General features: G+C 65.4%; 21 protein-coding genes. 15 read left to right on the top strand and 6 right to left on the bottom strand.

Features of this window, described 5'->3' with window-relative positions:
- Positions 1–48 precede the first annotated feature (48 nt).
- Positions 49–1,107 carry an IS1595 family transposase gene (locus JOF46_RS20295; RefSeq protein ID WP_209905747.1) on the top strand — a complete coding sequence of 353 codons (1,059 nt, stop codon included), beginning with the start codon at positions 49–51 and terminating at the stop codon, positions 1,105–1,107.
- A gap of 199 nt (positions 1,108–1,306) precedes the next feature.
- Here the strand turns inward: JOF46_RS20295 and JOF46_RS20290 are convergent, their stop codons facing one another.
- Positions 1,307–2,662 carry an MFS transporter gene (locus tag JOF46_RS20290; protein WP_209910728.1) on the bottom strand — a complete coding sequence of 452 codons (1,356 nt, stop codon included), beginning with the start codon at positions 2,660–2,662 and terminating at the stop codon, positions 1,307–1,309.
- A gap of 582 nt (positions 2,663–3,244) precedes the next feature.
- Here JOF46_RS20290 and JOF46_RS20285 point away from each other — a divergent pair.
- Together JOF46_RS20285 and JOF46_RS20280 are read left to right on the top strand one after the other, a co-directional pair.
- Complete coding sequence (locus JOF46_RS20285; protein WP_209910725.1) at positions 3,245–3,844, top strand: sunset domain-containing protein; 600 nt, start codon at positions 3,245–3,247, stop codon at positions 3,842–3,844.
- Positions 3,845–3,955: 111 nt separating this feature from the next.
- Positions 3,956–4,942 carry an HNH endonuclease family protein gene (locus tag JOF46_RS20280; protein ID WP_209910723.1) on the top strand — a complete coding sequence of 329 codons (987 nt, stop codon included), beginning with the start codon at positions 3,956–3,958 and terminating at the stop codon, positions 4,940–4,942.
- 442 nt (positions 4,943–5,384) lie between these two features.
- Here JOF46_RS20280 and JOF46_RS20275 read toward each other — a convergent pair whose 3' ends face one another.
- From JOF46_RS20275 to JOF46_RS20260, 4 genes are all read right to left on the bottom strand, one after another.
- Positions 5,385–6,344, bottom strand: coding sequence for an RNase H family protein (locus JOF46_RS20275; RefSeq protein WP_209910720.1), 960 nt, complete (start codon positions 6,342–6,344; stop codon positions 5,385–5,387).
- A 211-nt stretch (positions 6,345–6,555) separates the two neighbouring features.
- Positions 6,556–7,710: an FAD-dependent oxidoreductase gene (locus tag JOF46_RS20270; RefSeq protein WP_209910717.1), complete on the bottom strand. Its 1,155-nt coding sequence runs from the start codon at positions 7,708–7,710 to the stop codon at positions 6,556–6,558.
- Positions 7,707–8,417 carry a class I SAM-dependent methyltransferase gene (locus JOF46_RS20265; protein WP_209910714.1) on the bottom strand — a complete coding sequence of 237 codons (711 nt, stop codon included), beginning with the start codon at positions 8,415–8,417 and terminating at the stop codon, positions 7,707–7,709. Before JOF46_RS20265 ends, JOF46_RS20270 begins: the two co-directional genes overlap by 4 nt.
- A gap of 9 nt (positions 8,418–8,426) precedes the next feature.
- Positions 8,427–9,566: a type III polyketide synthase gene (locus JOF46_RS20260; protein WP_209910712.1), complete on the bottom strand. Its 1,140-nt coding sequence runs from the start codon at positions 9,564–9,566 to the stop codon at positions 8,427–8,429.
- A gap of 568 nt (positions 9,567–10,134) precedes the next feature.
- Here JOF46_RS20260 and JOF46_RS20255 point away from each other — a divergent pair.
- The 12 genes from JOF46_RS20255 to JOF46_RS20200 all read left to right on the top strand — a co-directional run bounded on the left by JOF46_RS20255 (position 10,135) and on the right by JOF46_RS20200 (position 18,318).
- Positions 10,135–10,824: a fasciclin domain-containing protein gene (locus JOF46_RS20255; protein WP_209910709.1), complete on the top strand. Its 690-nt coding sequence runs from the start codon at positions 10,135–10,137 to the stop codon at positions 10,822–10,824.
- A 187-nt stretch (positions 10,825–11,011) separates the two neighbouring features.
- On the top strand, positions 11,012–11,593 hold the full coding sequence (sigK, locus tag JOF46_RS20250) for an ECF RNA polymerase sigma factor SigK (protein ID WP_209910706.1): 582 nt from the start codon (positions 11,012–11,014) through the stop codon (positions 11,591–11,593).
- Complete coding sequence (locus JOF46_RS20245; RefSeq protein WP_209910703.1) at positions 11,593–12,423, top strand: anti-sigma factor; 831 nt, start codon at positions 11,593–11,595, stop codon at positions 12,421–12,423. The genes sigK and JOF46_RS20245 overlap by 1 nt, the downstream gene beginning before the upstream one ends.
- 124 nt (positions 12,424–12,547) lie before the next feature.
- A complete protein-coding gene (locus JOF46_RS20240; RefSeq protein ID WP_209910701.1) occupies positions 12,548–14,107 on the top strand; it encodes a molybdopterin-dependent oxidoreductase in 1,560 nt (519 codons plus the stop codon).
- The gene (locus tag JOF46_RS20235) at positions 14,108–14,674 is read left to right on the top strand and encodes a GntR family transcriptional regulator (RefSeq protein ID WP_209910699.1); all 567 of its coding nucleotides are present in this window, start codon (positions 14,108–14,110) and stop codon (positions 14,672–14,674) included.
- Positions 14,675–14,689: 15 nt separating this feature from the next.
- Positions 14,690–14,935 carry a hypothetical protein gene (locus JOF46_RS20230; RefSeq protein WP_209910696.1) on the top strand — a complete coding sequence of 82 codons (246 nt, stop codon included), beginning with the start codon at positions 14,690–14,692 and terminating at the stop codon, positions 14,933–14,935.
- Positions 14,936–15,237: 302 nt separating this feature from the next.
- Positions 15,238–15,513: a hypothetical protein gene (locus JOF46_RS20225; RefSeq protein WP_209910693.1), complete on the top strand. Its 276-nt coding sequence runs from the start codon at positions 15,238–15,240 to the stop codon at positions 15,511–15,513.
- Positions 15,514–15,886: 373 nt separating this feature from the next.
- A complete protein-coding gene (locus JOF46_RS20220; RefSeq protein ID WP_209910690.1) occupies positions 15,887–16,051 on the top strand; it encodes a hypothetical protein in 165 nt (54 codons plus the stop codon).
- A gap of 86 nt (positions 16,052–16,137) precedes the next feature.
- Positions 16,138–16,425, top strand: a complete 288-nt coding sequence (locus JOF46_RS20215; protein ID WP_209910687.1) for a hypothetical protein — start codon at positions 16,138–16,140, stop codon at positions 16,423–16,425.
- Positions 16,426–16,602: 177 nt separating this feature from the next.
- Positions 16,603–17,268 (top strand): Pr6Pr family membrane protein, encoded by a 666-nt coding sequence (locus JOF46_RS20210; RefSeq protein ID WP_209910685.1) that lies wholly within the window; start codon positions 16,603–16,605, stop codon positions 17,266–17,268.
- A gap of 88 nt (positions 17,269–17,356) precedes the next feature.
- Positions 17,357–17,575 (top strand): hypothetical protein, encoded by a 219-nt coding sequence (locus tag JOF46_RS20205; protein WP_209910682.1) that lies wholly within the window; start codon positions 17,357–17,359, stop codon positions 17,573–17,575.
- A gap of 62 nt (positions 17,576–17,637) precedes the next feature.
- Positions 17,638–18,318 (top strand): CE1759 family FMN reductase, encoded by a 681-nt coding sequence (locus tag JOF46_RS20200; RefSeq protein WP_209910680.1) that lies wholly within the window; start codon positions 17,638–17,640, stop codon positions 18,316–18,318.
- A 16-nt stretch (positions 18,319–18,334) separates the two neighbouring features.
- Here JOF46_RS20200 and JOF46_RS20195 read toward each other — a convergent pair whose 3' ends face one another.
- A complete protein-coding gene (locus JOF46_RS20195) occupies positions 18,335–19,540 on the bottom strand; it encodes a MalY/PatB family protein (RefSeq protein ID WP_209910678.1) in 1,206 nt (401 codons plus the stop codon).
- Between the last annotated feature and the right edge of the window lie 91 nt (positions 19,541–19,631).

The raw sequence follows: 19,631 nt of genomic DNA, 5'->3' as shown, positions 1-19,631 counted from the left end.
TGCGTCAACAGCCGGGGGCACGGACTACACCGCGAAGGGGTGTGCGTCGTGTTCGAGCCTACCGCTGACTCCGGGGCCGTCGAGCCCGTTGCCGGCAGGGACTATCCGGTTGATATCGCCCAGCTGCGTGCCTGGTTTCCCGGTGACGATGCGTGCCTGGATTACCTGGATTGGCTGCGTTGGCCGCAAGGGTTCATTTGTCCTCGCTGCGGCTCGCCGTCGGCCGGGCGGGATGAGATTGGCCGGTACCGTTGCCACGGGTGCCGGCGACGGGTCTCGGTGACCGCGGGGACGATCTTTGACAAGACACGCATCCCAATGACGGTCTGGTTCGAAGCCATCTGGCTGTTCACGGCCGGCAAGAGCGGCATTTCGGCCATGTACCTGCATCGCGTGCTGCCCATCGGGTCTTACCAAACAGCCTGGACCATGTTGTCCCGGCTCCGGCAGGTGATGAGCAGTGCCGAAAGCGAGCCGCTGCGCGGAACCGTGGAGATGGACGAGACGTTCCTGGGCGGTCCCCGCCATGGCAAGTTCGGGCGGGGCGCTGCGGGAAAGACGCTGGTGGCAGGCGCCCTGGAGATCCTGCCCGACGGCTGGGGGCGTGCACGATTGGGGGTCATCCCCGATGCCTCGGCCGCGTCGCTCAAGGCGTTTGTCCGGGCCAACATCGCGTCCGGATCCACCGTCATCACCGACGCGTGGAGGTCATACCCATCGGCCCTTGCGGGCTACGTGCACGAGCCGGTCAACGTGGCCGCGTCAGGCAAACCCGCCCACGAGTCCTTGCCCGCGGTTCACCGGCTGTTCGCACTGGTCAAAAGATCCATGGAAGGGACCTACCAGGGTTCCTGGAGCGTTGAGCACCTGCCGCAGTACCTTGATGAGTTCGTGTTCCGGTTCAATCGGCGACACAGCCGCAGCAGAGGTCTGGTCTTCATGCGGCTGCTGCAGCGCGCGGCCGCATCGCAACGCGTGACCTACCGCGACCTTGCCCTGGTCTCGAAACCCAAACCGGTGCATCCCGCCGGGGTCCATGGCGCGCGGGCATGGCCCGGCACCCTGGATATCGACTCCCCGCCGCTGCCTTGGCGCAAAAACACCTGAGCCAAAAGGCGTGCGTTCACGGCTTGCAGGGCCTCACGTGGCCATTGGCACCTAAATGGATACCCCTTTTCCAGGATTCTCGGTCGTCGTGGCATTAAAAGACCCTGCGCCCGGATCCGGGAGGATCTGGGCGCAGGGTCTTGCCGCAGCATCGTGGCCAAGGTGCAAGACCTGGGTGCCGATTATCGGGACCAAGGGGTCATTGGGCTGCTTGCTTGCGAATGGCGTGGATCGCGGTGAGCTCCAGGAGGCGGGCCCTGGCGCGGGCCGGGTTCAGCATGAGGCCGCCGGCAACGCCGAAGACGCAAATGACGATGCCGACGATGAAGAACCCGTTGGAGTATCCCTCGGCAGGAGTGGGGGCGTTTTCAACGATCAATCCCAGCACGTAGGGGGCGACCATGCCCGCCACGGAGTAGGCGGCGACGATGCAGCCAAAGAATGCCGCGCGCTGGTGGGCCGGCAGGAAGTCCGAGGCCCCGGCGAAACCGATCGCGAAGGCGATCGAGTTGATGGAGAATGCGCAAACCACCAGCAACAGCTGCAACGGGCCGGAGGGGAGCTGGGTGAAAGTGATCATGCAGACCCCGGCGAACAGCAGGCAAGCGGAGGTGAGGAACGAGCGGGCCACCCGGGAGGAGAATCCGCGCTTGATCAACCATCCGGAGAACATGCCTGTACCGAGCAGGATCACCATGGCCGAAACGTAGGGGATTGCCACAAGCGTGCCGACGGTTTTCATGGAATAGCCCAGGCCTTCGTTCATGAAGGCCGGCAGCCAGGTGACCTTGAGCGAGGTGATCAGGTATCCGGCAAAGGAGAGCAGGGCCAGGCCCCAGAAGCTGGGGAGCATCAGCAGGCGGTAGAACGGGACGTCGATGTCTCCGTTGGGGTCGATGGCGGTTTCCGCCTTCTTCTCCTCGTCGGTATCGATCCGCTTCCTGAACGGAAGGCGGTCCGCGAAGAAGAACCACGTCACGATCCAGGCCAGGCTGACACCGACCAGGAAGATGAACGACGCGTGCCAGTCCCATCGGAGGATGATCCAGGTCAGTACCGGGGCCGAGATCAGCGGGCCAAGCGAGGTTCCTGCGGTAACCACGGCGCCGGCCGTTGCCCGCTTCTCGGCCGGGAAGAGCCCGTGAACGATGGATTGGCACAAGGCATGTGCGGGACCTTCAAAGAACCCGAGGGCGATGCGGCTTGCCAGCAGGACACCGAACGTGGTCTGCGTGGTCAGTGGCAGCATCGTCAAGATCCAGGTGAACATGAGGATGCCCACGGCCCAGGTGTAGGAGATCTTGCGGAACACCGCGGTCAGCACCACGGCTCCAATGGCAAAGAGCCAGAAGAACGCACTGGAGAGCAGGCCGTACTGGCTGGCGCTGAGATCCATGCTTTCCCGGATCGGCTTGCTGGCCAGGCCGATCGCTGCCTTGTCGGCAAAATTGAGCATGGAAAAAATCAGGAGCATCAGAACGATGCCCCAGTTTCGTCGGGTGGTTGGTGTGCCTGACCGGGTGGGGGTGCCCTTGAGGATCGTGGTAACCGCCACGGAAGTCTCCTTGCATTTGGGAGTCGAAAGACGCGAGGCTGAACGTGATCTACCGCACATCGTTTTCCTCTCCTACAAGTAGAACCGGGCTTCCCCGATCGATCAACGGCCAAGGGGCTATCAGGCTGATCAGGGACCCCTTGCGGGTATGTTAACTCTCGCCCCGCCCATGGGGCGATGCGGCTGGCTCATGTTGACGATGCGGGGCTTCGAGGCTGGCTGTTGCACCGGGCGCGGCGGGGATTTCCGGCCGTGTTGTGCAGGCCGGGAAGCCGGAGGAGCCGGTGCCGGCTTGGTGCCTCCCCGGGGGAACCGCGCGTGGCTTCATCGAAAACGCTCCGTAGGTACGAGGGTGATGCAACCATTGTCCCCCTCTTGCTCGTGGTGGGATCGGTGCGTGACATTCCGGGCGCGGGGCCGTGCGGCCAAGAAGGTTTCCGGTCGGGTCGGGTGCATCCCCGGTGCCGTCCGGTTGCACAACGCCCCCTCGATGCCCGGGCTTGGGCGCGGCGCATGGTTTGATTGAGGTTTGACCACGATCATGGGCCGCGGTGAAAGCGTGCCCGAAAACATGGGGGATTCATGAAGACTTTGACTCGCACACTCACTGCCCTTGCCGCGGCGGTGTCGATCGCGTTTTCCGGGGCCGCCGTCGCAGTGGCCGCACCGGTTGCGCCCGCGCAGGGTGTCAGTGTCGTGGCAGCCAAGAAGGCGCCGGCCGTTGCAATCGGGAAGATTCCCACCAAGACCGTCAAGGGATCGGCGAAGGCCACCATCAAGCCGCTGGCCAAGGCGGCCAAGGGCGTGAAGATCACCTCCAAGGTGCTGACCGTCAAGCAGGGGAAGAAGACCGTTGCCAAGAACAAGACCTCGGTCAAGCTGAAGGCCGGCACCTACAAGGTGACGACAAAGGTGAACTACAAGGTCGGCAAGAAGAAGAAAACCATCTCCAAGGCTCAAACCCTGGTCGTCAAGAAGGCCGCGGCGAAGAAGTCGTGGGCAGCGCCCAAGGGCAAGAGCTGCCCCGCTGCGTTCCCGGTCAAGGGCAACCAGACCGGCAGCAACAAGGAATGGAAGTACCACGTTCGCGGTGGCCAGTTCTATGACCGCACGGTTCCGGAGCAGTGCTTCAAGAACACCTCCGACGCGCGCAAGGCCGGATACCGCGCCTCCAAGCGCTAAATCCGTCTCCGAACCATCGAAGCACCGGCCGCCGGCGTTCAATGCGTGGGTGGCCGGTGCTTGTATGTACCTTTGGCGTTGTGCCTCGTTGAGTCATCTTGAAAGAGCGATTTGAAACACCTGATTTCCTTTATTCTCACCGTGTTGATCCTGACCGGTTCCTTGGTCGTGGACCCCGCCGCCATGGATGGACCTGCACCGCCGAAGGCTGCGAGCGGTGCCTCGGCATCCATCAGCGTTCCCGCCGCGAAGGCCAAGCCCAAGGCACCAGCCGGGGTCGCAAAGACCCGCCCGGGCGCCAAGCTCGATGGCCCTTCCGCTATGACCGTCCTGAATACCTTGCCGGTCAAGGGCAAGGCGCCGGCTACCGGGTATGACCGGAACAAGAAGTTCGGCAACGGTTGGAAAGACTTCAATCGAAACAAGTGCGACGAGCGCCAGGACACCCTCAAGCGAGACCTGTCGAAGGTGAAGTACAAGGACGCCAGGAAATGCCAGCTGGCCTCGGGCATCCTGGCGGATTCCTACACCGGAACCACGATCAAGTGGAAGGTGAACAGCGGATCCGTTGACATCGACCACGTGGTTGCGCTGAAAAACGTCTGGATTTCCGGGGGCCAGAAGCTGTCCCAGGACCAGCGGCTGGCGGTCGCCAACGACCCGTTGAACCTGATGGCTTCGCAGGCTTCCGCGAACCGGTCCAAGGGCGATGCCAATGCCGCCGAATGGTTGCCGACCCACAAACCTTTCCGTTGCCAGTACGTGGCCACCCAAGTCAGCGTGAAGAAAAAGTATGCACTTTCGGTGACCGCTGCCGAGAAGGCCGCCATGAAGCGCGTTCTCAACTCCTGCCCGAAACAAAAGGCCGCGAAGGTGGCGCCGATCAAGGTGGTTGCGGCCAAGGCTCCGGCCCCCGCCCCGAAGAACACCGCGGCACCGACCGGGAAGCAGCCGACCAGCGTGGCCAAGCCCAAGCAGGTGTCGCCCGGCGCCTACTGCGCGAAGGCCGACAGGGGAGCCAAGGGCGTCGGCAAGAAGAACGGCAAGAGCTACACCTGCAAGACCAGCAGCTCCGACACCCGATTGCGTTGGCGGTAGCCCCGTCCGCCAATCGCCGTTCCGGCATCCGGGACGAACGTGAAATTGCCGCCCGTGCGCTTGCAGGGGCGGCAATTTCGTTTCATCTCGCCGTTGGGCCGGGACTACCAGGCCGAGAAAAGCCGGCGGAACCAGCTGTCCTTCTTTTCCTTGGGTGCGTTCGGGTCGCAGCTGCACCGTTCGGTGCGCGGCACGTGTTTCATGACCTGCTGGACGTGTTGTCCACATCCGGCCCAGGTGGTCTTTGAGCATTTGCGGCAGGTGACTGCTCGACACATATTCGTTCTCCAGGGGAAGTCCAAGGGCGAAGACCGACTGGATGACGCCCGAACCAAGGATTCCACATACCCCTGGGGGTATCAAAATGGATGGTGTGGCAACCCTCGCAAACGCGTCGCCCCCGCCACTGTGAAGCCGCCGGGGACCATGGACGGAACGAAGGTCATTGGAACTGGAAGTAGCGGCCGGTGCGCAAGGGCAGCACCTTGCCCAGATCCACGCCCTCCGCAGCGATTTGCAGCATCAAGCGCTGGCGTTCGCCGGTGGTGATGTCCGCCGCGTAACAACGCCTGGCCACCAGCGCCAACCTGTCGGCCAGCTCGTTCATGGGATCGCCCGAGTGCGCCTTGACCCAGCTGTACCGAACCTCTGACCGGGATAACAGCTCGTGGATCTTGTGCACGATGGACCTGGCCGCCTGCGACCTGCTGCGTGCGTGGCTGGCCGGATTGTTGAGCAGGTCGATGGCCATGAGGGAATCGGATCGAATGTGGAAACGAACCCGTCCGGCGAACAGATCCTCGCGGTACCTGCTGGCATCCAGCAGGGCATAGTGGATCGAGTTCAATTCGCCTTGCAGTATTTCCTTGCCGGTGGCCGCATAGGCATTGATCGTTGGCGACGAGCCCCTGCCGTAGTCAAGGATCCAGCCGTGGCCCATCAACGGGCTGTGCCAACTGCGCGAGGCGTCCGTGGTGATCGTCAGTTCGGAATGGAAGTCGTCGATGCTTTCGCGCAGCAGGGCGCTGGCGGCGAGGGCTCCAACCAGCGGCCGGAATTGCTCGGAGACCTCGAAGCCCATCCGTGCCAGCGCCTCGGGCAACCTCAAATGTCCCTCGAGCAGCACATTGTCGCAAAAGACGGATTCCGCCGCGTTGCAACGCACCGCACGAATGGCCTTGTCGATGTGCGCCATGAGTACGCCGAGCTTGTGCCCGGATTCGTGGACGGGAAGCACCCCGCACCGCTGGCCAACCACCTCGATGGCCTGGGTCCGCACGACGGCCCAGAAGAGGTTCTGGTTGTGGGGCACCACCTCGACGGTGACCCCGGAGCGTTCGGTGACCGCTTGGACGGCGGGGATGAACCGCGTGGCAGGAGGCATGGGGCGTGGTGCCTGCATGGTCTCCTCCTCGGTTCGGCGCTCGGGCTTTTCCGCATCCGGAAACCCCCATCCCCCAAAGCTACCCAAAATGTTCCGCTGTGTGGATAGAAAACACCTTCCGGACTGCGGAACTTGTCCACGGCCTTCGAACTTTTCCCCTGGCCGGGTTCGCACCGCCCAAACGGTTGTCTTGCCTGCCGTCCCTTCAACAGGAGTGCCGGAGCGCTGGTTACCGGCCGCCCTGGCCGCGGGTCATCGTGAAAGTGGAGGCAACCGCGGCGGAAAACCTGTCCGAGGCAAACAAGGCCCGTGCCAGGGCATCGCGCACACCCGTTGCCGGACGCCACAACGGCCTGCCCAACCCCATGTTCACGTGAGCCTGCAGCGCTGCGCGGCGGGCCGCGGCCAACCGGACCCGGGAGAAGGCATCCAATTCCTCCCGGAGGCCGGTCCCGGATATCCGCCCGCCCAATGCGGCATCCAGGATCCCTGCGAGGCCGGCTGCATCAAGCAGGCCAAGGGTCATGCCCTGCCCTCCGATGGGGCTGATCTCGTGGGCTGCGTCCCCGATGAGCAGGACGTCCCCGGGATTCATGGAGTGAACCGCAAGGTTTGCGGTCTTGAACCGGCTGAGCATCGAGTTCCGGTCCCCATCCACAGTGTGCCCGGTCCGCCGAATGATGAGCTCGGGCAGCGACGCGGTCTCCGAATCCCGGATCCAGCACACCCAGCGCCGCATGTTGCCGGGCAGCGGAAAGGACTCGGTGATCCCGTGCTCGTGCAGGAACAACGCGGCGATGGACCCGAATCGGGTGCTCTCGGGGAAATCGCCCATCAGGTAGGTGTCCGGCAGTCGGCGGCCGGCAAGCGGAACCCCGGCAACCCGGCGCACGTCCGAGCGCGTGCCGTCGGCCCCGACGAGGAAGCGGCACCGCACGATGTCCCGGTTCCCGTCGGCGTCCCGCGTGTGCGCGAGCACCCGCCCGTCGTGCACCTCATGGGAAGTGAACGCGGTTCCGGTTGCCAGTGCTTGCGGATCCAGCGAGCGCAGCCGTGCCCGCAACAGCGCGACGGTGTCGTTTTGCGGCAGCGAGAGCACGAAACGGTGCTCCGCGTCGATGGATCCGAAGGACAGCTCGGCCACGATCCGGCCGCGCGAGATGCCCACCCCGTGCCCGATCGCCACCCCGCGTGCCGCCGCATCGGCACCGACCCCCAGCCGGTCAAGCACCGCCAGGCCCGGGGGATGGATGCCGATGGCCCGGGAGTGCTCGCCGATCGCGGTCCTGGATTCGATCACCTTCACCCGGTGTCCGGATTCCAGCAGCAGGATCGCCAGGGCCAGGCCGCTGGGCCCGCCGCCGGCGATGGCCACATCGATCATGGTGCCATCCGTGCCTCGGCGTGCCAGATTGCCAGGTTCCGGTACGGGCCCTGGGGGTGTGCTTGCCAACCGGGCGGCAGCACGCGCGAAAGCTCGTCGCGGGTGTAGCTTCGCCGGATGGAGGTCAGCCCGTCGCGCCTGATGTAGGAGGAACCCGCCAGCGGCAACGTGGCCAGCCCGAACAGGAGCAGGGCGCTGCGCCGGCGCCGGATGTCGCTGTGGATCGCCAGGCCCCGGGCGAGGCGCTGGCTGTCGGCCAGGACGCCGGCCAGCTGCGGGGGATCGAGGTGGTGCAGCACATGGTTGGAGACAACCACGTCGAAGCTTGCACCCTCGGCCACCAACTCCGAGCTCGTGGCGCGCCTGAATTCGACCCCCGGTTCCCCGCACCCGGCGGACGCCGCTGCCCGGGTGGAAAAATCGTGGGCGCGGGCGTCGGGGTCGATGCCCAGGACCCTGACGTCGTAGCCGTCGGCCCGCGCCCAGCGCAGCAACGCCAGCGCGATGTCCCCGCCGCCGCATCCGATGTCCAGGATGGTGCCGGTTCCCCGGCGCGGCAGCTGCGGGCGGACCAGGCGCACATAGACGCCGCGCCACCCGGAAACGACGAGGTTCACCAGCCGGAACTGGGCGTAGGTGCGTTCGAGCAGGGCGGGATCCGCGTCGGGGCGCTCCATTTCCTCGATTGCCGCGATGTCCCGTTGCATGTGGTCGGCTTAGCCCCGCTGCCCGGTGTCGAGGGTCATCAGCGCGGTCTCGACGGTGAGCCCGGGGCCGAAGGCCATGGAGCAGACACGCTGGCCGGATGCCGATTCCTTGGAGAGGTTTTCGTCCATGATGTCCTTGAGCACGAACATCACCGTGGCGCTGGACATGTTCCCGTAGTCGTTCAGCACCCGGCGGGCCGGCACCAATTGCCCGTCGCTCAGTTCGAGGCGCTTTTGCACGCGGTCAAGGATCGCCCGGCCTCCGGGGTGGATGCCCCAGTGCTCGATGTCCGCGTAGTCGGGGCCCACCGAATCGTCGAGGGCCAGCAACGGAGCCAGGGCGCCAATGATGTGGTCGTCGATGATGTGCGGGACGTAGGTCCCCAGGACCATCTCGAAGCCCTCGTCACCGATGTTCCAGGCCATGGCCTCCTCGCCCACCGGGGTCAGCACTGTCTCGAAGTGGTCCAGCCGCAGGCCCGCCCCGGAATGCGGGCGGGCCGTGACGATGGCCGCGGCGGCCCCGTCGGCGAAAAGTGCCGAGCCCATGATGGCGTCCGGGTCGTTGGAGCTGCGCACGTGGATCGAGCACAGCTCGGCGCAGACCACCAGCACCACGGAGTCCGGGTCGGCCTCGCAGAAGCTCTTGGCCGCACGCAAGGCCGGGAACGCGGCGTAGCAGCCCATGAATCCCAGGTGGTAGCGCTGCGTGGAGGGGCGCAGGCCCAGCGCCCTGACCAATTGGTAGTCGGGGCCGGGGTTGTAGAAGCCGGTGCAGGACACCGTGATCACGTGGGTGACATCCTCCGGGCCGAGGTCGGGGCAGGCATCGAGGGCCTTTTGCGCCGACTCGATGTAGAGCCCCGGGGCGGTGGCCACAAAGACCTCGTTGCGTTCCTTGGTGCTGGGACTGAGCAGGAGCCCGGATTCCGCATCGAAGAACAGCGGGTTCTCGGCCACCGTCTCGGTGGTGAACTCGGTGACCGCGGTGTGCCGGGTGGAGATCTGGGCGGAATCAAATGACGTGTTGATCAGGCGCTGGCCCAACCGGGTCAACCCGGGTTGGGCACCAAAAACGTCCCTGGCCTTGTCTTGGTACAGGATGGTGGGCGGAACGGCTGTTTGGATGGTTCTGAGCATCACCGGCATAGTGCCGAGCCTATGGCCGGATGTTGGCGCGGTAAAGGGCTAAGGCCCGCAGCTGCCAGTGAATTGGAAGGCCGGGACGGGGGGAACCGGGCATTTTCAAAAAATGCTGGATTCCGCGCGGGCTCAGGAGTATCGTGATTTTTGGGAGACCAGCATCGGTCATAAGCGATCCCCGCCCCAGGGTGAGAGGTAATTGATGCCAGACAAATCACCACATAGACACGAACACAAAAAGCCTGCAGGCAAGTCGATCAAGGCGCGACGCGCGGAGAAGCGCTCGAAGAACGCACCGGAGTCAGACACCGAGCAGGTAACCCACATCAAGAAACACTGAGCAACTTGATGATTGGAGATATCTTCAAGGGAAGCGGAGAAGAACAGACATCTTCTCCGCTTCTTCCATGTCCGCCGACAAGCGGGATCGCATCCCTTTCGCTGGCGGAAAACTTTCTTGGCATGATTCCAATCCGTTTGCCGCGCGGCACCGAATGCTCCATGACAGCCCGAACCAAAAGCGGTCGGGACGGCGCGGAGGCCCAGGAGGCCGACGCCAAGCAAGGAGCATGACATGAAGCGCATGAACAGCAGGTTTTCCGCAGCACTTGGACTGATCGCGATTGCCACCGTGGGACTGACCGCTTGCTCGGCAGGCACCGGGACCAGCGAGTCGATGGCACCGTCCTCCTCGGCGGCATCCTCCAGTGCAGCGCCCGCACCCAGCAGCTCGACGATGGCCAGCGAGTCGGCCATGGACCCGGCAGCCAACCTCGTGGGCTCCGGCTGCGCCGCCTACGCGAAGGCCGTGCCCAGTGGAGAGGGGTCGGTTGCCGGAATGGCGAAGGATCCCGTGGCCGTTGCAGCCTCGAACAACCCGCTGCTCAAGACCCTCACCGCGGCGGTGTCAGGCAAGCTCAACCCGAAGGTCGACCTGGTCGACACCCTCAACGGCGGCGAGTTCACCGTCTTTGCCCCGGTTGACGAGGCATTTGCCGCCATCCCGGACAAGGACCTCAAGGCAGTGGTCGCCGACGCCGATATGCTCAGCAACATCCTGACCTACCACGTGGTTCCCGGCCAGATCGCCCCGAGCGACATCGCCGGCAGCCACACCACCGTCGAAGGACAGGACCTCAAGGTCACCGGCAGCGGCGACAAGCTCATGGTCAACGGCGCATCGGTGATCTGCGGAGGCGTCCAGACCGCCAACGCCACCGTCTACCTGGTGGACACCGTGCTGATGCCCCCGGCCAAGAAGTAGCCACCGCACCCCGCACAAGGGCACGGCAACAGACCGCTGGGGGCTGCCGATGGACGCGTCCATCGGCAGCCCCCAGCGGTCGTCCGGATTCGACGGGGAGATTCGGCGCGACGGAAAGAAGAATTCTTTCCCGCCGCACCAGAAGGGATGAGGGATCGGAAATGGCATGCATGAGACGCTTTATCGCATGAGCTCACATCTACCCGGGGGAACGGACCAAACCGCCGCGCCCTCCACCGAAGACCTGATGCTCCGGATCGCGGCAGGCAACGAGAACGCCTTCGAGGAACTCTACGACCGCCACGCACCCCAGGTCTTCGGCCTGGTTCGCCGGATCCTGAAGGACCAGGCGCAAAGCGAGGAAGTGGCCCAAGAGGTGTTTGTCGAAGCCTGGCAGCAGGCGGCGCGCTTTGACGCGGCCCGCGGCAAGGCAATCACCTGGCTGCTGACCCTGGCGCACCGCCGGGCGGTTGACAGGGTTCGGGCCAGCCAAGCCAGCAAGGACCGTGACCTGCGCGAAGGCATCAAGGACTTCCAGGCGAGCTACGATGACGTTGAGGAAACGGCGATCGCGCACGATGAAGGCCGCCGCGTGGTCCGGGCCCTGGAGCAGCTCAGCGAGAATCAGCGCGATGCCATCCAACTGGCATATTTTGGCGGCTACACCCACCTTGAGGTGGCCGAGCTGCTCAAGATCCCGGTGGGAACCGCGAAAACACGAATACGCGACGGAATGAACAAACTTCGAGACCTGATGGGAGTGGCGTGATGGACAAGCAGAAGAACGAGCTGACCGGCAGCTTCGCCCTGAACGCCCTGAATGATGCGGAACGCGAGGAACTGCTCCGGGACGCCGAAGCCTCCCAGGACGTCCGCCAGGAAGTGGAGGCAATGCAGGAAACCGCCGCGCTTCTGGGGCTTTCCGCCGCACCCGTTGCACCCCCGGCCCGGGTCAAGGCGAACATCATGTCCGCCATCCGCAACACCCCGCAGCTGCCGCCCGCTGCCGCCCCGCACCAGGCTCAGGACGCGGCCGCCGAGGCCGCAACGGACCACGCCCCGGAATCCGCGACGGAAACCGGCCCCGATCCACTCCCGCGGATCTCGCCACCCGCCCCGGCGAGGGGCAGCCGGCGGATGTTTGCCCTGGCGGCCGGCGTGCTGCTGGTTGCCGCCGGCGCCTTGGGCGGAGTGGTGGCCAACCAGAACGCCCAGCAGCAAAAACTCGAGGACCAACTGGCCGCGCTGAACACGAAGCAGGCCGAGCTGACGCGCATCCTGAGTGCCGCGGATGTCAGGTCCAAGACCCAGGAACTTGACAACGGGGCCAGGGTCACCCTGGCCTACTCGGCCACCGAGGGCATGATGGCGGTGACCACCGCCGGTTTGCCCGCGCTGCCCAGCGACAAGGGGTATGAGCTTTGGCTGATCTCCGGCACGGGAGCCGTCTCCGCGGGAATGGTCGACGGTGCCAAGGCCGATGGCATGGTGATGGTTTCCGGCTCGATGCAGGGCGTGACGCACTTCGGGATCACGGTGGAACCGGCATCCGGCTCGCCGGCACCGACGTCCGACCCGATCCTGGTCCAGGCACTCTGACCTGCCGCCGGAAAATGATGGGTTGTTTCCAATCCGCCGGTGGTAGCGTTCCGAATACGTAGTGGTTGGCTGTTCCCCTCGAACGCAGGGGACAAAGCATCACAACGTATGGGTGGGTGAAATCATGACCAAGTTTCCAGCGACAAGGCCGCGGGGCACTGGGGCCTACGGGCTCGCGGGCTTCACCTCGGCCGCGGTGCTTTTTTCCGTGGCCCAATTGGTGTCGGCCTTCTTCGCCACCGCCTCGGCTCCCCTGGTGGCCATGGGCTCGACGTTCATCGACCTGACCCCGCCATGGCTCAAGGACTTCGCCATCTCCGTCTTCGGCACCAACGACAAGTTGGCGTTGTTCATCTCCATCGGCGTTGTCGTGGCGGTCGCCTCGGTCCTCCTGGGGATCCTGGCCAAACGCAGTTTCGCCGCGGCCGCCGCCTGCATCGTGCTGCTCGCCGTGGCCATTGGAGGTGCGGTCCTGTCCCGGCCCGCCACCGGGCTTGTCGACCTGACCCCCATCATCCTGGGCGCGGTTGCGGGCCTGGCCTGTCTGCGCTGGCTGACCACGCTTGTTGCCAAGGACCGGGCGCCGGTTTCCGGGGCGGTTCCGGTCGCGGGCTCCTCGCGCCGGAACTTCCTGCTGGGCACCGCGCTGTCCCTGATTGGCGCGGCCGTGGCCGCCGGGGTCGGGCAATCCCTGGCCACGGCAAGGAACATTGCGGATTCGGCCCGGTCCGCCCTCGGGCTGCCCGTGGCCAAGGTTCCGGTCAAGGCGCCGCCGGCCGACGCACAGGTCGAGGTCGCGGGCATGCCGCAATTCATCACGCCGAACAAGGATTTCTACCGGATCGACACCGCACTTTCGGTGCCGAGGATCAACCCGGCCGACTGGTCGCTGCGGGTGCACGGGATGGTGGAGAAGGAATTCACCATGGGCTTCGAGGAACTGCTGGCCCAGGACCTGGTGGAAAGCTACCTGACGCTGACCTGCGTTTCGAACCCCGTCGGCGGCCAGCTCGTGGGCAACGCCAAGTGGCTGGGTTACCCGTTGCGCAGGCTGCTGGAGCGGGCGGTGCCCCGGGACGGCGCGGACATGGTGCTGTCGACCTCGATTGACGGCTTCAGCGCCTCGACACCGCTGGAGGTGCTCACCGACGACCGCATGGCACTGCTGGCGGTGGGGATGAACGGGGAACCGCTGCCGCTGGAGCACGGGTTCCCGGTCCGCATGGTGGTTCCCGGCCTCTATGGATACGTCTCGGCCACCAAGTGGGTCGTGGACCTGGAGGTCACCCGATTCGCGGACAAGGTCGCCTACTGGACCACGCGTGGATGGTCCGACCACGGTCCCATCAAGCTTTCCTCGCGGGTCGACGTGCCGCGGTCCTTCGCCCGCGTCCCGGCCGGAAAGGTTGCCATGGGCGGAACCGCCTGGGCGCAGACCCGCGGCATTTCCAAGGTCCAGGTGCAAATCGACGACGGAGACTGGACGGACGCGGAACTGGGCGCCGAGGCCTCCGTGGACACCTGGCGCCAGTGGCGCTATGTGTGGGACGGCGGATCCTCGGGAAACCATGTGGTCAGCGTCCGGGCCTTTGACGGGCAGGGTGAAATGCAAACCAGCGAGCAGGCCAACCCGGCACCCAATGGATCCAGCGGATGGCAGCGCGTCCAGTTTTCGGTTGGCTAAGTGGCCGGCCTCGGCAAATCCGATCCTGGTAGCGACCGAACCTGGCCTGCTGCGTACCAGCGCCGGCTCTCCTCCGTCTTCGCGTCGCTGGGAGACGAGGGTCGTGCCAAGCGCGTCGAGGACCGCATGGTTTCGGGTATTGCCGCAGGCAGCCTGCTCGATGGGGACCGGCTGCCCAGCGAGTCCGAGCTGGCTGCCTCCCTCGGGGTGGCCACCATGACAGCACGCGAAGTGCTGGTCTCCCTGCGCGCCCGGGGACTGGTGAAGACCACCCGAGGACGTGAGGTCGGCACTTTCATCACGCTGCCCCGGGGCGACCGGACCAGCATCCTGCAAGACCGGCTGGCGGCCATGAGCCGGGTTGAATTGCGGGACCTGGCGATCCACTACATGGCCATCGCCTCCACGGAGGCCGAGCTTGCGGCGAATGCCGCCGATGAACACGACGTGGTGATCCGGCGTCAGGTGCTGGAAGGCAGGATGGAGGGCCATGGCGCACGCGGAACAGTGGTGGGTGGCTTCCTGCTTGAGCTGGCCGCTGAGCCAGTCGGCGCGGATCACGCGTGAGCAGTCAGGCTGCCCATGGACATTGGTTCGTTGTTGGCCCTGGCGCACGCCGACCCGGAGTTTGACGCCCGGATGATCCAGCTTTGCGGTGACATTCTTGATGCGATTTCCGCCAGGGATCCGGCCATGGCGCGAAAACTGGTAGGCGACTACGTCCGGGAGGGCGTCGTCTGGCTCATCGCCGACCAGGCCCGAGCCGCGATCCCGGCCGCGAAGCCAGAGAAGACCAAACCCGAACGCCCTGTGCGGAGGACCTCATGAACCAAGGCAAAACCACCGGCAACGGCACCGGTGACGATGTTTCCTACTTCTTCGAATCCCTGCTCCAGGACCTTCACGAATGGGCCGGAAAGATGAGCGAGGTCTTTGAATCCCACGACGGAGCCCCCGTCCGCGGCAATTCGATGCGGCGATCCATCCTCTGGTCGGCGAGTTCCTGGATCGTAGGGAGCTGCCGCTGGTTGGTGCCGGGTTCGTTGCCGCCCGGGACGCGTTGGCCGGTACGCCGTGGCACATGGCCTGGTGGCAGGGGCAGGCCAGGGAGTGCCTGCTCATGCCCACCATTGAATCGGCCGGCGAGACGTATTCGCGACGCGAATGGTTCAGCGTCCCCATGGAATCGGGCCAAGGACATCGACCCGAGGGCCACGCTGGTCAGCGGCAGCGGCCGCGTCATCGTCTCGGCCGATCCGCAACTGGCCGCCGGGGCGCTGCTGGTTCGTGGGTGGCAGGGATCCGACGCCGCCAGCCTGCCGGTTGTCGACAAGGACCTTGGATTTGGCGAGGTCGCCGTCGGCCGTTGCGGGACGTTGCCGCTGGCCATCGCCGTACCGGCCTGATCCACGCCATGCGGCACCCGAAAACCTAGCTACCCCGGTCACATCGGCGTAGTCTCGGATGTAGGTCGTTGTGGCGGAAGTGTGCTCAATCGGCCACCCCAGGGAACGCGGGAACTGCATATGGATGACGCAAAGAACTCGGTGCCGACGGCCAACCGGCCGTAGCCAGGCTCGGGGTGTGCGCAACATTGGCCCCCCGTTCGAGCCTTGGCTCTTGCGGCTTCCTTCCTTGGCGCAGCGCCTTGGCCCCGAAAGAATCCCCGGCCCATGGCCTTGAATCCATGGCGGGACCGAACGCCGGCACCGACCCCGAACGGCCCGAAAACCAACACCGAAAGTCATTGGCCTTGCTTTGGCGACTAAGGAGCGCGTGATGAGCAAAGAAACCAAGATCCAGCCAGCCACCGACGTCGTGCCCGGCGACTCCGCCGAGGCCCGGCCCAGGAGGCTGTCGCCTGACGAACTGCCGGACGGCTCGGGCAACGACGCGCCCAAGCATCCGGAACTTGACGACGAAAACCGCTTCGACGCGGGGTAGCCCCGCATCGTGGCGGAGGCCTCGCGCCCGAAGGGCGCGAGCGGCAGCAACATCCGGCCTGGAAAACCTGAAGGGAGTGAAAAGTCATGACTCAAGATGCACACATTCCGGCACCACGTGAGGAACCCGAGGCAACGCCGAGGATTCCGAAGAGGCACCCCGCCCGCGGATTCATCGTAGGAGGGTCACTCACCGCACTGCTCTTCCTGCTGTTCATCATCACCGGCGGCGCCACGCTGGGCGATGTGGTCAGCCCGCTGTGGATCGGATTCATCATCGGCGTCCTGGTCGCGCTGCTCGGAGTCTTCCGCCTCGTGGGCGGCACCGAGGCCTTCGGCCTGGGCGACACGGAGCACAAGCACCCGACGGCATAACGTCGTCCGGGCACACCATCGCGAAAGGCCACCGTTTGGCACTCACCGGTCCGAACGGTGGCCTTTCCCTGCCCGGCGCAGGGAAAGATCTTGCCGAAGCCAAAGTGTCTTGGCCATGGTGTAGCGCCGTGGCGGTTTAGGCTGGCAGCAGTACCTAGAAAGGGACCTTCACCTGATATGAGACGCGTCTTGGCCTACCTGCTGCGCATTGGCGGAAGCATCGCCATCACCGCCGCCGTGGTTGTGCAATTGCAACGAAGCATCACCAATGAGGGGTCGGGCCAGGGTGAAGTCGGCTTTGTCATCCAGAACTTCTTCTCGTTCTTCACCATCGAATCCAATGTCCTGGCGGCGATCGTCCTGTTCGTGGGCATCTTCACCTTGTCCGGCCGCCCCGAGCCACGCGGCTGGAGCATGTTCCGGGCGGCGGTGACCGCCTACATGGCCACCACCGGAGTGGTCTACAACCTGCTGTTGCGCGGCATCGAGCTTCCCCAGGGCGCCACCGTTCCCTGGTCCAATGAAATCCTCCACGTTGTGGGGCCCGCCGTCATGGTGCTCGATTGGCTCATCGCCCCCGGGCGCCGGCGGCTGCACGCCAAGGCGCTCTGGGGGATCGTCGCCTTCCCCCTCCTGTGGGCGGGATACACCCTGGCGCGCGGCGTAATGGTTCTTGACCCGCGCACCGACAAGCCGTGGTATCCCTATCCGTTCCTGGACCCGAACACGAGTCCCAACGGGTACTACTCAGTCGGATTCTATGTGGTGCTGATCGCCATGGTCATCGGAGTTGTCGGCTCGGGGGTTTTGTGGGTCAGTCGGGTCAGGCGCCGCGCCGCGTAGCGGCCCCACCACACCCCGGGATACCCTTGGGGGCATAGGTTTCGGGCTTTCCCGAGCCCCCGGGGCGCAATGGCAGGGACGTGGTGGAATGCGGGATCGGCTGATCTGGCTGGTGGTCGGCGTGGTCCTTGCCGCCATGGCGGCGTCACTGTGGTCCGACGCATGGGTGGCGGCCCTGGGCGCCGCTGCCGCTGCAGCATATTCCCTGCTCGCAGCCATCCGCGGGCGCTGCTTCGGCGACGCATGCGCGCTGTCGGCCATCGATGCGGAATCGGTGGAAAAGGTCCAAGAGACCGCCCGGGAATGAATTGGCGACCCTCGTGGTTTTACATGCAAACACATGTACTCCATGAAAGGGAGCCACACACCGTGAGCCAAAACATCGTAGTCATCTCCGGCGGCCTGGGCACGCCATCGACCTCCGGCCTGCTGGGCCGGCAGCTGGGCGAATCCGCCGTGCGGGAACTGGCTGCCAAGGGCATCCAGGCCGATTTGACGGTCCTGGAGCTGCGTGACTACGCCAATGACATCACCAACAACCTGCTCACCGGGTACGCACCTCCGCGCCTGGCCGAGGCCATCGAAGCGGTCTCCGGCGCCGCGGGGCTGATCGCTGTCTCCCCGGTCTTCACCGCCTCGGTCTCCGGGCTCTTCAAGTCCTTCATCGACGTCCTGGATCCCGCCGCGCTCGATGACAAGCCGATGATCCTGGCCGCCACCGGCGGAAGCTCACGGCACAACCTGGTCGTCGACTACGCGATGCGCCCGATCTTCGCCTACCTGCGCGCCCGGATCATGCCCACCTCCATCTTTGCCTCGCCCGAGGACTGGGGAGCGGACCAGGGGCACGGGGCACTTGCCGAACGCGAGCGCCGGGCCGGTGTCGAGCTGGCCCAAGCCATTGCAGGGCCCGGCGGATCGGCCGCCCGGACCCAGGACCTGGGCGACACCCGCTCGATCGCGCCGCGCGTGAGCGAGACCGCGAACCCGCGGGACAACATGACCTCGCTGCCGTTCGAGCAGCTGCTGGCAAACATCCAGGCCGGCTAGGCGGAAAATACCCGGATCACTGGGCGAACTCCGGGTCGGTTGCGTCCTTGTTGTCGCAGCCGTCGACCGCGGCCCCCATGCGGTGGATCATCCCGCCCAGGACCGGGTGCGGGGTGGCGAAGTTCAACCGGACGAATCCGCGCCCGCCGCTGCCGCAGGCGCTTCCGTTGATCAGCGCGACCTGCGCCTCCTTGAGGAAGAACTGGGCAGGCCCGGGCTCGAGCACCAGCCGGGAAACGTCCAGCCAGGCCAGGTAGGTGCCCTGCGGGGGAGTGTAGCGAACCTGCGGCAGGTGCTCGGAGATGATCCCGGCCAGCAGCATCCTCGATTCGTCCAGGTAGCTGATCACCGAATCGAGCCAACCGGTGCCCGTGCGGTAGGCGGCGGTGGTGGCCGCCAGGCCCACGTTTGCCGCCCCGTGCTCGGGGACATCTCCCACCCGTGCCCACACCATGCGGTCCACGTCGTTGGTCAGCACCAGCTGCGCGCACTTGAGCCCCGGCAGGTTGAACGCCTTGGTGGCGGCGACCGCCGTGATCGAATGCGCCGCAGCCGCATCGGAAACCGTGGCATAGGGAATGTGCGTGGCGCCGTCGAACACCAGCGGCGCATGGACCTCGTCGGCAAACACCCGCGAACCGGTGGCCTCGACCAGCGCGGCGATCCCCAGCAGTTCCTCGCGCGTGTAGACCTTGCCGAGGGGATTGTGCGGATTGACCAGCACCAGCAGTGCGCCGCCGGCCAGGGCGCGCTCCAGGGCGCTCCAGTCGATCTCCCAGCCGGTTGGCGTGGGAACCATGGCCACCTGGATCGAATCCCGCCCGAAGCGCGAGGCCGTGGAAATGAATGGCATGTAGGCCGGGGTGAGCAGCACCAGCGGTGCGTCCGGGCGGTACCTGGGGGAAAAATGCATGATCGCCGCATCCAGGGCCGAGGCCACGGAGTTCAGCGGCCGCACCTGCTCGGGGTCGACCTTCCAGACAAACCGGTTGTCCAGCCAAGCCGCGGTGGCCTGCTGCATGTCGTGCACCAGGCGGGTCGGCGCGTAGCCGATCAGGCCGTTGGCCAGGGTTTCCTGGGCCGCCGCGATGACGCCCGGAGCGGTCCCGAAGTCCATTTCCGCCACCCAGGCGCCCAGCGATCCGCGGTATTCGGACCACTTCAGCGATCCGGTCTGGCGCAGTTGGTCAACGGTCAGCAGGTCGAATGGGTGGGCGCTCATTTAGCCAGCTTAGACGCGTTCGCCGGCGAATGCGCCTGCCGTTTTTCTTTTCTTCTGCCCCCGGGGCGGCTTCTTCGGTAGGTTGGGAAGT

It is taken from the genome of Paeniglutamicibacter psychrophenolicus (assembly GCF_017876575.1).
GTDB lineage: Bacteria > Actinomycetota > Actinomycetes > Actinomycetales > Micrococcaceae > Paeniglutamicibacter > Paeniglutamicibacter psychrophenolicus.
This window is presented reverse-complemented; position numbering and strand designations above follow the sequence as displayed.